General features: G+C 31.3%; 15 protein-coding genes. 13 read left to right on the top strand and 2 right to left on the bottom strand.

Features of this window, described 5'->3' with window-relative positions; translation table 11 throughout:
• Positions 1–60 precede the first annotated feature (60 nt).
• From K324_RS0104780 to K324_RS16340, 5 genes are all read left to right on the top strand, one after another.
• A complete protein-coding gene (locus K324_RS0104780) occupies positions 61–1992 on the top strand; it encodes an ABC-F family ATP-binding cassette domain-containing protein (protein WP_026748152.1) in 1932 nt (643 codons plus the stop codon).
• Between the two features lie 85 nt (positions 1993–2077).
• Positions 2078–2980: a hypothetical protein gene (locus K324_RS0104775; RefSeq protein ID WP_026748151.1), complete on the top strand. Its 903-nt coding sequence runs from the start codon at positions 2078–2080 to the stop codon at positions 2978–2980.
• Positions 2981–3009: 29 nt separating this feature from the next.
• Positions 3010–3639: a protein adenylyltransferase Fic gene (gene fic / locus K324_RS0104770; protein ID WP_051354391.1), complete on the top strand. Its 630-nt coding sequence runs from the start codon at positions 3010–3012 to the stop codon at positions 3637–3639.
• Between the two features lie 70 nt (positions 3640–3709).
• Positions 3710–4216 carry a hypothetical protein gene (locus K324_RS16345; RefSeq protein WP_248615353.1) on the top strand — a complete coding sequence of 169 codons (507 nt, stop codon included), beginning with the start codon at positions 3710–3712 and terminating at the stop codon, positions 4214–4216.
• A 201-nt stretch (positions 4217–4417) separates the two neighbouring features.
• Positions 4418–5242 carry a tetratricopeptide repeat protein gene (locus tag K324_RS16340; RefSeq protein WP_248615352.1) on the top strand — a complete coding sequence of 275 codons (825 nt, stop codon included), beginning with the start codon at positions 4418–4420 and terminating at the stop codon, positions 5240–5242.
• A gap of 41 nt (positions 5243–5283) precedes the next feature.
• Here the strand turns inward: K324_RS16340 and K324_RS0104760 are convergent, their stop codons facing one another.
• Positions 5284–5835 carry a phosphatase PAP2 family protein gene (locus K324_RS0104760; protein WP_026748149.1) on the bottom strand — a complete coding sequence of 184 codons (552 nt, stop codon included), beginning with the start codon at positions 5833–5835 and terminating at the stop codon, positions 5284–5286.
• A 222-nt stretch (positions 5836–6057) separates the two neighbouring features.
• Between K324_RS0104760 and K324_RS0104755 the strand changes: the two genes are divergently transcribed.
• From K324_RS0104755 to K324_RS16330, 3 genes are all read left to right on the top strand, one after another.
• The gene (locus tag K324_RS0104755) at positions 6058–6261 is read left to right on the top strand and encodes a DUF333 domain-containing protein (RefSeq protein ID WP_036095167.1); all 204 of its coding nucleotides are present in this window, start codon (positions 6058–6060) and stop codon (positions 6259–6261) included.
• Between the two features lie 131 nt (positions 6262–6392).
• Complete coding sequence (locus tag K324_RS16335) at positions 6393–6722, top strand: C45 family peptidase (RefSeq protein ID WP_248615350.1); 330 nt, start codon at positions 6393–6395, stop codon at positions 6720–6722.
• A gap of 26 nt (positions 6723–6748) precedes the next feature.
• The gene (locus tag K324_RS16330; RefSeq protein ID WP_248615348.1) at positions 6749–7378 is read left to right on the top strand and encodes a C45 family autoproteolytic acyltransferase/hydrolase; all 630 of its coding nucleotides are present in this window, start codon (positions 6749–6751) and stop codon (positions 7376–7378) included.
• A gap of 84 nt (positions 7379–7462) precedes the next feature.
• On the opposite strand, the gene K324_RS14270 is transcribed toward K324_RS16330, so the two are convergent.
• Positions 7463–8932 carry a carbon starvation CstA family protein gene (locus K324_RS14270; protein ID WP_036095155.1) on the bottom strand — a complete coding sequence of 490 codons (1470 nt, stop codon included), beginning with the start codon at positions 8930–8932 and terminating at the stop codon, positions 7463–7465.
• A 280-nt stretch (positions 8933–9212) separates the two neighbouring features.
• On the opposite strand from K324_RS14270, the gene K324_RS0104740 reads away from it, so the two are divergent.
• The 5 genes from K324_RS0104740 (at position 9213) to rpsG (ending at position 12746) form a co-directional block, all read left to right on the top strand.
• Positions 9213–9926: an N-acetylmuramoyl-L-alanine amidase family protein gene (locus K324_RS0104740; RefSeq protein ID WP_026748147.1), complete on the top strand. Its 714-nt coding sequence runs from the start codon at positions 9213–9215 to the stop codon at positions 9924–9926.
• Between the two features lie 136 nt (positions 9927–10062).
• Positions 10063–10836 (top strand): AlbA family DNA-binding domain-containing protein, encoded by a 774-nt coding sequence (locus K324_RS16325; protein WP_026748146.1) that lies wholly within the window; start codon positions 10063–10065, stop codon positions 10834–10836.
• Entirely contained in the window at positions 10731–11525 is a 795-nt protein-coding gene (locus K324_RS16320) for an ATP-binding protein (RefSeq protein WP_248615347.1), read from the top strand. Before K324_RS16325 ends, K324_RS16320 begins: the two co-directional genes overlap by 106 nt.
• Before the next feature lie 349 nt (positions 11526–11874).
• Positions 11875–12243, top strand: a complete 369-nt coding sequence (rpsL, locus tag K324_RS0104725; RefSeq protein WP_006806098.1) for a 30S ribosomal protein S12 — start codon at positions 11875–11877, stop codon at positions 12241–12243.
• A gap of 32 nt (positions 12244–12275) precedes the next feature.
• Positions 12276–12746 carry a 30S ribosomal protein S7 gene (gene rpsG / locus K324_RS0104720; RefSeq protein WP_021744579.1) on the top strand — a complete coding sequence of 157 codons (471 nt, stop codon included), beginning with the start codon at positions 12276–12278 and terminating at the stop codon, positions 12744–12746.

The following is a 12746-nucleotide window of genomic DNA, read 5'->3' as shown; positions in this document are numbered from 1 at the left end:
TTAAAAATAAATTTAAATAAAAATAATTTGATAAAAATGGGGAAAAGGAAAGGATATTTAATGAGTTTAGTTCAGTTTAACAAGGTATATAAGCAATTTGCAGGGGAATATATTTTGAGAGATGTTAATTTTACGATTGAAGAAAAGGATAAGATTGGGCTTGTGGGCGTAAATGGGGCTGGAAAGTCTACGATTATCAGGATGCTTTTGGGAGAAGAGCGGATTGATGGGAATGAGAATAATCTTAATGAGTTTGGGGAAATTGTGAAAAGTGGGGCTACCAAAATTGGGTATTTGTCGCAGAATACCGAGTTTTCAGATGAAAAAAATACGATTTATGAGGAAATGATGACTATTTTTGAGGAAGAGAGAAAAATTTGGGACGAGATTCAGAAGGTTAATATGCTTATGGGAACAGCAGATGAGGATGAAATGGAAAAGCTGATTAACAAGTCTGCTGAACTTTCTTATATTTACGAGGCAAAAAATGGTTATGAGATTGAATACAAGATTAAACAGGTGCTTACAGGGCTTGAGCTTACTGGGGAATACGAGAATTTGCTATTGCAGGATTTGAGCGGTGGAGAAAGGACACGTGTTTCGCTTGCAAAACTGCTTTTATCTGAACCTGACTTGCTGATTCTGGACGAGCCAACAAACCATCTGGACTTGATTTCGATTGAGTGGCTTGAGGATTATTTGAAAAAGTATAATAAGGCGTTTTTGCTTGTTTCTCACGATAGAATATTTTTGGATAATGTCTGTACAAAAATTTTTGAGTTGGAAAATAAAAAATTGCATAAGTATGATGGCAACTTTTCATCGTTTATTCTTCAAAAAGAGATGATTTTGAAGGGGGAAATCAAGAGATATGAGAAGGAACAGGAAAAAATTAAGAAAATGGAGGAATATATTGACAGATTTCGAGCTGGAATAAAGGCAAGACAGGCGAAAGGACGACAAAAAATACTGGATAGAATTGAGAGAATGGAAGATCCTGTATTTAATCCGCAAAGAATGAGGCTAAAATTTGAAGCGGCTAAAATGAGCGGGGAAAATGTGCTAAAAGTTAGAAATTTGTCTAAAAGCTTTGATGGGAAAAAAGTTTTGAATAATATAAATTTTGAACTTTTCCGTGGAGAAAGAGTAGGAATTATTGGGAAAAATGGGATTGGGAAATCTACACTTCTAAAAATACTTTTGGATAAGTTGCCGAAGGATACAGGGGAAATTGAGTTTGGAACAAGGCTAAAAATCGGATATTATGATCAGAATCATCAGGAATTTTCACAGGAAAGCACAATTTTACAGGAAATAAATAATTCACTTGATTTGACGGAAGAATACTTGCGAACACTCGCAGGTGGATTTTTGTTTTCAGGCGACGATGTACAGAAAAAAATCAGTATGCTAAGCGGTGGGGAAAGAGTTCGTGTGGCATTTTTGAAACTTTACATGGAAAAAGCCAACTTTTTGATTTTAGATGAGCCTACAAACCATCTGGATGTTTATTCCATCGAAGTGCTGGAGGACGCTTTGGAGGATTTTGACGGAACAATGCTAGTTGTTTCCCACAACAGACACTTTTTAGACACAGTCTGTAACACAATTTACTGCCTTGATGAAAACGGATTGACAAAATTCAAAGGAAATTACGAAGACTATAAAGAAAGCCTAAAAACAGCAAAATCAGATTCTCAAGGAACAGACATCGAAACGAAGGAAGAGAAAAAACTCTCATATCAGGAGCAGAAGGAGCAGTCAAGAAAAATCGCAAAATTGAACCGTGATATTGAGAAACTGGAAAAGGAAATGGAAAAAATCACAGAAATTAGAGAAAACTTGAATGCTGAATACGAAAAAGCTGGAAAAGAAAATAATGTGGAAAAACTTATGGAAGTGCAGGAAAAACTGGACAGGCTGGAAGAAGAAGAGATGGAGAAGATGGAAGAGTGGGATGTGAAAAGTGGGGAGTTGGAGAGTTTGGAATAGGATTTAATTTCATTTGGAAAAAATTTAAAAGGAATAAAAAATAATTTTTAAATAAAAATACAAAAAACTTAGGAGGATAAAAATTATGCAAAATGAAAAAAGCTACGTAGAAATGGAAAGAATGAGAGAGCAATCAGAATTAGGGAGGAAAGAAGAAAAAATAGTAAACTGTGTGGATATTTCAGACAATCAGAAAGTGTTTATAAAATTTAGCACAGTTACGTATAGAAATTTAATAAAATGGGTTATTATTGGTGGAATTTGTGGGATTTTGATGCCTTTTTTTCAAGTGGCGATGCTTGGTGTGATAGTTTCGGTATTTTGCTGTTTTTCGATATTGATGACGATATTGTTTAATGGGATAAGAACTGTGGAATTGAAGGAAAATACTTTTGTTACAAATGTTGAAAATGAAGATATAGATTATAAATCTTTGGAATATTTTATAATAACAACATATTCAGGGGATTTCCTGGCTTATAGAAATAATAAGAATTACTGGAGAACAATATCTGAAATAGCTTTTCCATCACAAACTATACAAAGTCTTCTAAAAAATCATCTGCTTGACAGAATACCTGTTTCCAAAGAAATTATAAATTCAGATGGGGAAGAAGTTTTTGGCGTACGTTCAGAAGAAGACATAAAAGCTGATTACCGTAAAAGAGATTTTCTTGGAAAGCGTAGAGATAGAGTTTATCGTGCTATGAGAGATAAAGTTGTGCCTCTTGACAGACTTCAAAATGAAGCTCGTAAAGTTTTTGAAAATCCAAATAATAAGTTGATAATAAAAAAAGAAGGATTAGTTGTGGATGGTGCAATTTATCCGTGGAATAGACTACAGCCAATAAAAGTTTCCAGAAATTTTGGAGGAATGTTAGAAATAAAAACAAGAGAAGATGAAATAATTTTTTCTGAAAGGGCAACAGCGATAGTAAAACTTCCTTTATTTGAGGCATTATATAATTCAATGGTTTTTCAAAAATAAGAATAATTTTATGAAAGCAGGAAAAGCAAATGGCAAATAATAAATACATTTGGGAAAACGAAAGTGACAAAATTTTAAAAAGGTTAGTTTCACAAGATGATGAAGAATTTTTGAGTAAAAAAAGGGCAAAAGAGTTATTTGATAATGGGATATTGAAAAAAATTCAAGTGGGAACTTTTGAAGGATTGAAGGAAATACATCGGTATTTGTTTCAAGAATGTTATGGAACTGCAGGAAAAATACGGGAACATGATATTCGGAAAGGCGATACTGTATTTTGTCGTGCGATGTATCTTGAAGATAATTTAAAGACAGTTTCTAAAATGCCTGAAAATAATTTTGAGGAAATAATTGAGAAATATGTTGAGATGAATATAATGCATCCGTTTTATGAGGGAAATGGGAGAGCTACTAGGATTTGGCTGGATCAGATGTTGATAAGAAGTCTTGGAATGTGTGTGAATTGGCAAAATATTAATAGAAATGATTATTTATCGGCAATGAAAAGAAGTGTGGTTAATGATTTGGAATTGAAATTTCTTTTGAAGGAGAATTTGACGGAAGATGTGGAAAGCAGAGATATATTCATGAAAGGGATTAATCAGTCTTATGAATATGAAAATATGAGGAAATATGATGTGAAAGAATTAGGGAAATAAAGGATAAAAATCGTGAATACAATGAATATTGCCAAGTAAAAAAGAAGTTTTAACAGCAGGGAGAAAGTGTATGGAAATATTAATATCGGTATTAATCGTAGTTATCGGAATTGTAATTTTGATAATAATGAATTTTAGAAATCGTAAAAAAATGTATGAATTTGATGATTTTTCGAGAAAAAAAGAAAACAGGGAAAATGAAGAGGAATCAGATAATGTGGATAGATTTGGGCATAGGGTTGTTTCAATAGATGATATTGTTGAAGTGGATTATTCACAAAATTATGAAGGAAATGAAGAAGAAAGAAATGAAGAGTATCAGAAAAGTATTTTTTTTGCACATCAAAGTATAATTCTGGGAAATTTTGAGAGGGCAAAGAAAGAGCTGGAAAGAGCAGCAGGATTGAAGATGAGTGGGAATTATGAGCTGGGTAAATTTTATTATTATTGTAAAAAGGATATACAAAATGCGATTAATATGTTCAATTTTGCGTACAATGATGGAGTAAAAGAAGCGGCTTATTATCTTGGAATGATTGAAGAGGGAGCGGAAAATGATGAGCTTGCACAGGACTAGTATAACGAGGGTGCAAAAAATAGCGAAATTAATTCAATAATTAGGCTAGGAAAAATTGCTGAAGAAAAGAAGGATTATGAAGAAGCAGAAAGTATTTATCTAAAAATTGCTGATACAAAAAATGCTGAATTAATATACAATCTTGTAAGAATTTACTTTAAGCAGAATAAAAGAGAAAAAATACTAGAATGGCAGGAAAAATTGTTAAATGAAAAGCAAATTATGGGATTGAATTCTGAAATAATCAAGAATATTGAATTTATGCTTGGAAATGAAAAAGACAGAAAATACGTGGAACTGATTAATCAGGGAAATGAACTTTTGGAAAAGAGAGATAAGGGAAATGCTCAAAAACTGTTTCTTGAAGCGGCACAATATAATGAAAGAGGATATTTGTTGCTTGCAAAATCATATTATGTTGCAGGCAATGGAGAAAAAGCCAAAGATATGTATAAAAAGGCTTATTCTCTAGGAGTGAAAGAGGCGGCTTATGAACTGGGGAAATATTTTGATACGGTTGAAGAAAATGAGAAAGAAGCTGAAAAATGGTATAAAATTGGGCAGGAACTGGGAGATGCAAAATCTATTTATGAACTTGGGATACTTTATGAATGCAGTAAGGATGAAGAGGAAGCATACAAGCTATATGAAAAAGTCGCTAATATGAAATATGCTCCTGCAATTAGCGATATGATATATTACAATAATAGACAGGAAAGTGGGAATAAATCAAAGGAATGGGCATTTAAAGTATTAAATGAAACAGGATTGATTGAACTTGGGAGAGAAGCAATAAGAGATGCACAGGATTTTCTGGAAGAAATGGGAGAATATACGGGCGATAAAATTTCAGAAAAAAATTATGAAATTGAATACGATAACGATTTGAGATATTTTATAGAAAAAAATTCTAAAGGCAGAAATATAAAGGAAGAAACTTATAAAAGAAAAAAGTCAAATTTCTGGATGATATTTGGAATTATAATTTTTATACTGCAACTGATTATAAAATGTTCAGAGTATTAGTTATGAAAAATAAATTTTTATACAAAAAAAGCTAGTAAATCCTAACTTTTCATCAAATTATTTTTCTTATTAAAAATTTTCTCCCCTAAAAATCCTGCAAACAATCCAATAAGCAATCCAGCCAAAACATCACTTGGAAAATGTACAGTTAAGTATAACCTTGAAAAAGCAATAATAATGCTTGTTATCAGCACAGCTGGGAAATATTTTTTTAAATGTTTGTAAAAAATATATACCATTGTAAAAGATGCTGAAGTATGTCCTGAAGGAAAAGAAAAATCCTTTGGGGCTTTGACTAAAAGAATAATGTCAGATATTTCTGTAAAGGGTCTTGCTTTATGCGTAAGATTTTTTAAAATGACATTTACAATAATTGCATTTATAATCAATGAAATTACCGATAAATATCCGATTTTTCGATATTTTTTGCTAGAAAGCAGAAATAATGTTATTGCAATCCAGATTAATCCGTGATTTCCTAAGCCAGTAAAAAATATCATTATGCTGTTCAGAAGTTTGGAATTTAAGCTGTGCTGGAAATTGTAAAATAGATTAATAGTAAAAATATCAATATTTTGTATAAAGTTTAGCATTTTTTCTCCTAAATAATATATTTTTGGAAATATTATATATGAAAAAGTTAAAAAAATAAAGTGAAAATTTTGGAATTTGAATAGAACAGTAAAAAATATTGTAGAGAGGTTAAGATTCTTTGCTATAAATAAAAGATATTAATTTTTAATGTAAATACATAATACAAAAAAGATACGATATACTATAATCATGTGAAATTAAAGTCAAAAAATAGAACAAAAATGAAAAATTTAAAAGTGGCTGCAAGTGTATTTATGATTGCTGCCTCTATTGTTAGAATGCCAAATCCAGCTTCAGTTTTTTGTGAAAAACATGGTGGAAAGTCTATTAATGCAAAAGATAAAGATGGAAATGAAGCAGGAAAATGCCAGTTTAAAGATGGAACGAGAGTGGATGAATGGCATTATTACAGAGAAAACAATTAGTATGATAAAAAATTATACTTGAAGAAATTATAATTTTGAAATTAGAAGATTTGATTATACGAGTAGACTTATATTTTTTATTGTGGTACATTTTATACAGCAGTAAATAATATTTTTGTGGAGGTATTAGAATGTATCATTCAAGATGGAAAAATAGTCATGAGGTTGCAGGATTTTCATATGGAGAAAGATTATATAAAAATGGAATTAAAATTAATTTTGAAAAATATCTTACAAAAGAAAAATTATCTTATTCTCAAAAAGTAATTCGTATTTATGAAAAATATTATCTTGAAATAGTTGAAGAAATAAAAGGATTTGCGGCAGGCCAAAAGTCAGATTTTGAAAAGGTGTTCGCTTTTTTAGCAGGCATGTATGTTTTTACCTATGATACTCAATGTTCAATGGTTGCAGTATCTAATAAAAATGGTATTTTTTTGCAAGGAATAGCGATTTCTTAACAAAAATTGAAAAACTTGCTGACAGTGTGCTGTATAAGCTGGATAAAGGCTTTTCATTTGTTGGGAATACAACAGCTATGATAGAAATGGAAGATGGAATTAATGAAAAAGGACTTGCTTGTGGGCTGACATTTGTATATCCTACTGTAAAAGGTGAAGGCTTTAATGCGGGATTTTTGGTTAGGTATATTTTAGAAAAATGTGAAAATACTGAACAGGTGAAGGAGTTTTTGGAAAAAGTTCCTATTGGTTCATCACAAAATATAATTGCTGCTGATAGGTTTGGAAAAATTTTATCTGCTGAATTAAATGTTAAAGTTAAAAATATTGTAATAACAGATAATATTAATTATAAAACGAATCATTTTGTAGAAAAAGATATGCTTTGTTATAATTACGAGGCAGAAGATGATATTTTTTCACATAAAAGATATGAAACATTGAAAAAGCAAAATTATTTAGGTTATAATTTAGATGATATATTTGGATTATTGAAAGGGGAGAAAGGTTTTTTGTGTCAGTATAATAGAACCAAAGGTTTTGATACAATTTGGTCTTCAGTTTACGATATAAAAAATAAAATTGTGTATAGATGCGAAGGTAATCCAAGAAGAAAAAAATTTAACATTGATAAAAGATTGAAATTTTCTTATTAAAAAATAAATAAAAACAGTCAAGCAAAGATTTCTGGGTAAAAACTTGTTTGACTGTATTTTATTACATAATTTTTTCAAAAAAGCCTATTTGGCAACTTTTAAGTTTCCAGTTGGATGACTATGCAAATGATGTTTATAGTTAAATAATAATGCTGTACAGATAATTGTAACTACACTTGCGATTAATATTCCGTAAAATTCGATAGTGTGAACAGGCACATTTTTGAAAAATCTTACAAATCCTTCTGGAGCGATTATGATGTAAGTTGTAACAACCATTGTCATAAACATTGAAGGAATTAATGCGAATAAGAAAGGTTTTTCCTTCTTAACAAGCCATACTGTTGCAGTCCATAATGAAACGGCCGCCAAAGTTTGATTTGCCCATGCAAAATATCTCCAGATAATGTTAAAGTCAATAGTTGTCAAATAGATACCGATAACAAACAACGGAATTGCAATTAAAAATCTATTTTTTATTGGACTTTGCTTAATTTTGAAAATGTCGGCAATAATTAATCTTGAACCTCTAAAGGCAGTATCTCCCGAAGTAATAGGACAGGCAACAACACCAAGCACAGCCAGGAATGCCCCAAATATACCAAGCAGCTGAACAGATGCCTTATTTACAACAACCGCAGGAGTTCCAGCAGCAGCAAGTTCCTTAATTCCGCCAAATACTGTCATCGCAGCGGCAGCCCATACTAGTGCAACAACACCTTCTGCAATCATTGCTCCATAAAACACTTTTCTTCCTTCAGTTTCATTTTTTATACAACGTGCAACCATTGGAGATTGAGTAGCGTGGAAACCGCTTACTGCACCACAGGCTATTGAGATGAATAAGTAAGGGAACATTGAAGTTCCTTTAGGATGAGGATTTCCCTTGAAAATTTCAGTAATTTCAGGAATTGCGAAAGCTCCTGTAAATTGTCCATAAATTAACATTCCTCCAATACCAATCGCCATAAATAGTAATGCAAAACCAAAAATTGGATAAATTTTGGCAATGATTTTATCAAGTGGGAGAATTGTCGCCAGAATGTAATAAGCAATTATAATAATTGTAAAAGTCATGGCACTTACACCTGGAATTAAATTATGAAGAATATCAGCAGGTGACTTTATAAACACTACTCCAACCAAAAGAAGTAAAACAATTGAGAAAACTCTCATGATCTGCTGCATAACAACACCCAAGTTTTGTCCCACAAGTTCACCAATACTGCTTCCCTTGTCCCTGAGCGAGAGCATACCAATCAGGAAATCATGAACTGCCCCTCCAAAAATACATCCAAAAACAATCCACAAAAATGCGGCTGGCCCCCACAAAGCACCTGCAATAGCTCCAAATATCGGCCCTGTCCCGGCAATATTCAGAAATTGAATCAAAAATGCTTTTGGAGTGCTAACTTGCACATAGTCAACGCCATCATAATATTCGATGGAAGGCGGTAATCTATCAGGTTCTATTCCAAAAACTTTTTCCACAAATTTGCTGTAAAACATATATCCTGAGATGAGAGCGACAATCGCTAAAATGAAAGAAATCATAATAAAAACCTCCTACAATTTTAAATATTCATTTATTTACTATATAAAAACTTTTAAAATCATTTTACTAATAATATAATAGCCTGATTTTGTAAAAAAACAAGAGTATTTGTAAAAAAATCTAACAGGAATTTAAAAAAGTTGTTGTCAATTTTATTATTATGTGATAGACTAAAACGATGGTAATGTTTTGAAATCAAAGTTAAAAAGGAGATTTTAAGATTAGCTATAAATATATTAACATTAAATTTAAAAATAAAATTTTTAGGAGGAAGAAATGATGAAAAAAGGAATAAAAAAAATATTGTACTTGGCAGTAGCAGGATTGATGATGGCTGCTCCATTAAATGCAGCTCAAAAAAGTAATGAATTAATCTGTATTGATCCAGGACACCAGCTTAAAGGAAATCCAGGGCTTGAAGAAGTTGCACCAGGTTCATCAAAGAAAAAGCCAAAAGTTTCATCTGGGACAAGAGGAGTAGCAACAAAAAAATATGAATATCAGCTTACACTTGAAGTTGGATTGAAATTAAGAAAAGCATTGCAAGATAAAGGTTACAAGGTATTTATGGTACGTGAAACACATGATGTGAATATCAGTAATAAGGAGCGTGCAATCAAGACAAATAATGCAGGATGTACTCTTTATATAAGACTTCACGCTGATGGAATCAACAATTCCTCAACACAGGGAGCCACAGTTTTAACTTCTTCACCAAAAAATCCATACACAAAAAATGTCCAAAAATCCAGTGACAAATTCTCCCGTGACATATTATCAGAATACGTAAAAGCAACAGGAGCCAAAAATCGTGGAGTTTCATATAGAGATGATTTAACAGGAACAAACTGGTCCAAAGTTACAAATACACTAATAGAATTTGGTTTTATGTCAAATCCAGAAGAGGACAGAAAAATGTCAACACCAGAATATCAGGAAAAGATGGTAAATGGAATGGTAAACGGTATTGAAAAATATTTAAGAGAAAAATAATTTTAATGATTTGAAATAGAATTATAAAATAAAGTGCCTTGAAAATTTAGATGGGCACTTTATTTTTTTTAATTGAAAAGGATAAGTTTATATTGTATAATAGAATAAAAATAAAAAATTAAAGGAGGGATTTTAAATGTTAATTGAGGAAATATTGAAAGGGGAAAACGAAAAGATTGAATTTAAGGAAAATGCTAAAACTAATGCTTATATAAAAACAGCTGTAGCATTTGCAAATGGAAATGGTGGAAAAATAGTTTTTGGAGTAAAAGATAATGGAGAAATTATTGGAGTTGAAAATGAGTTTGAAGTTATGGATGGGATAATTAATGTAATCTCAGATAGCTGCTATCCAATGATTGTTCCAGATATAAGTTTACATACGCTGGAAAATAAGACAGTTGTTATTATGGAAATTGAAGGAGGTAAGAAAAAGCCTTATTATTTGAAGTCAAAAGGGATGCAAAAAGGAACTTATATCAGAAGTGGCGCTACGACTAGAATTATTGAAGAGGATTATATTTTGAAGGAATTGGTTTTAGAAGGGGAAAACAAGTATTTTGATCAGCAAATTTGCTATGGGGAAAGTGTTAATGATGAGGAAATTGAGAGGTTCTGTGAATGGCTGGAGGAATTGGCAAGAGAAAATTCTGAAACTGATACAAAAATAAAAAAAGTTACTAAAAATACTTTGTTAAGCTGGAAACTTCTGGAAGAAAAAATGGCAGAATTTTTCCGACAAATGCCTATATTTTACTGTCTGGCAAGGAAAATTGGGAAATTTCACGAAAGATACAATGTGGTGTGTTTAAAGGGGAAACTAGAAACATATTTGTTGATAAGAAGGAATTTGAAGGTTCAATTATTATGCAGCTGGAAAAAGCGTATCAATATGTGCTTGAAAAAATAAATTTAGGTTCAGATATTGTTGGAATTTACAGAGTTGATAAATATGAAATCCCGCCTAAATCAATAAGGGAGGTAATTGCAAATGCTGTAATTCATCGAAGCTATCTTGAGCCAAATGATATTCAAGTTGCACTTTATGATAACAGGTTAGAAATTACTTCGCCAGGAATGCTGCTTTCAGGAGTAAATGTAAAAAGAATGAAAGAGGGATTTTCAAAACTTCGTAACCGTGCAATCGCCTCAGTTTTTGCTTATGTAAATATTATTGAGAAATGGGGAAGCGGTATTCCTAGAATTATGAGTGAATTGGCAGAATACGGACTGGAAGAACCAGAATTCATAACTTTTGAAAACGATTTCAGAATTAATATTTACAGAAAAAGCTATAACACTGCCCAAAGTACCCAAGGTAGTACCCAAGGTAAAACCAACACTACCCAAGCTGTTTCTGAAAAAGAAAAATTGGATATAAAAAATCTTACAGAAACAGATAAAACTATAATAAATACAGTATTAAATAACCCTGAAATGTCCCAAAAACAGATAGCTGACAATTTAAATTGGACGGTAAATAAAGTAAAATATTATATGAAAAAATTTAAGCAGAAAAATATTTTGAAGTATGAAGGAACAAGCCAGAATGGCAAATGGGAAATTCAGGAAGAAAATTTAAAATATTTTTTGAAATGAAAACTGCTTTGAAAATTATTGAATAAAAATCTTTTTATAGCCCTTGACAAAAGGGCTTTTATAGTATAAAATAATTAGGTTAGAACTCATAACTAAATTTTGAAAAATATATTATTTATCAAAATAATGTGTTTTGAAGTGAATTTTAGAGTAAATCGATATACTTAAAATAAGTATGCACTTATGTTTGATAAAGTAAATTTGCAAGAAAAGCAACAATAAAAAACTTTGTCAAATGCAGCTTTATCAAATGTAGATTGAAGAAATGAGCTTTATAAAAAGTTTTAGTTTTGAAATATAACGCGAGAATAAATATATAAATCAAAGAAATTTGAGAGGAGGAAAACAGATGCCTACTATTAATCAATTAGTAAGATTTGGTAGAAGTACAACTGAGAAAAAGAAAAAATCACCTGCATTGAAAGGTAATCCACAAAAAAGAGGGGTTTGTGTAAGAGTATATACAACTACACCTAAAAAACCTAACTCAGCCTTAAGAAAGGTAGCAAGGGTTAAATTAGTAAATGGAATCGAAGTTACTGCTTATATTCCAGGAATCGGACACAACTTACAAGAACATAGTATCGTTCTTTTAAGAGGAGGAAGAACAAAAGATTTGCCGGGGGTTAGATATAAAATAATCAGAGGAGCATTGGATACAGCAGGAGTTGTAAACAGAAAACAAGGTAGATCAAGATACGGAGCGAAAAAAGGGTAATTAATTTTTAAAAAAGTAAGGAGGACAATTAAGTGTCAAGAAGAAGAAGAGCGGAAAGAAGAGATGTATTACCAGATTCTCAATTTAACGATAAAGTAGTAACTAAATTCATTAACGGATTAATGAAAGATGGGAAAAAATCATTAGCTGAAAATATTTTTTATACAGCATTGCAACAAATAACTGAAGAAACTCAAGAAGAAGGAATCGAAGTATTCAGAAGAGCAATGGAAAATGTAAGGCCTCAATTAGAAGTAAGATCTAGAAGAATCGGAGGGGCAACGTACCAAGTACCAGTTGAAGTAAGAAAAGAAAGACAACAAACTCTTGCAATCAGATGGTTGGTTAGATACACAAGAGAAAGAAAAGAATATGGAATGGTTGCTAAACTTAAAAAAGAATTAATTGCAGCTGCCAACAACGAAGGTGGATCAATTAAGAAAAAAGAAGATACATATAAAATGGCTGAAGCAAATAGAGCATTCGCACATTACAAATGGTAA

Origin of the sequence: Leptotrichia trevisanii DSM 22070, from assembly GCF_000482505.1 — a bacterium.
GTDB classification, from domain to species: Bacteria; Fusobacteriota; Fusobacteriia; order Fusobacteriales; family Leptotrichiaceae; genus Leptotrichia; species Leptotrichia trevisanii.
Note: the sequence above shows the minus strand (reverse complement) of the source record. Positions and strands in the feature narration are given on the sequence as shown.

Coding starts and splice junctions, on each gene's coding strand:
- K324_RS0104780 (WP_026748152.1), top strand. CDS start 61: ATGAGTTTAGTTCAGTTTAACAAGGTATATAAGCAATTTGCAGGGGAA.
- K324_RS0104775 (WP_026748151.1), top strand. CDS start 2,078: ATGCAAAATGAAAAAAGCTACGTAGAAATGGAAAGAATGAGAGAGCAA.
- fic (WP_051354391.1), top strand. CDS start 3,010: ATGGCAAATAATAAATACATTTGGGAAAACGAAAGTGACAAAATTTTA.
- K324_RS16345 (WP_248615353.1), top strand. CDS start 3,710: ATGGAAATATTAATATCGGTATTAATCGTAGTTATCGGAATTGTAATT.
- K324_RS0104760 (WP_026748149.1), bottom strand. CDS start 5,835: ATGCTAAACTTTATACAAAATATTGATATTTTTACTATTAATCTATTT.
- K324_RS0104755 (WP_036095167.1), top strand. CDS start 6,058: ATGAAAAATTTAAAAGTGGCTGCAAGTGTATTTATGATTGCTGCCTCT.
- K324_RS16335 (WP_248615350.1), top strand. CDS start 6,393: ATGTATCATTCAAGATGGAAAAATAGTCATGAGGTTGCAGGATTTTCA.
- K324_RS14270 (WP_036095155.1), bottom strand. CDS start 8,932: ATGATTTCTTTCATTTTAGCGATTGTCGCTCTCATCTCAGGATATATG.
- K324_RS0104740 (WP_026748147.1), top strand. CDS start 9,213: ATGAAAAAAGGAATAAAAAAAATATTGTACTTGGCAGTAGCAGGATTG.
- K324_RS16325 (WP_026748146.1), top strand. CDS start 10,063: ATGTTAATTGAGGAAATATTGAAAGGGGAAAACGAAAAGATTGAATTT.
- rpsL (WP_006806098.1), top strand. CDS start 11,875: ATGCCTACTATTAATCAATTAGTAAGATTTGGTAGAAGTACAACTGAG.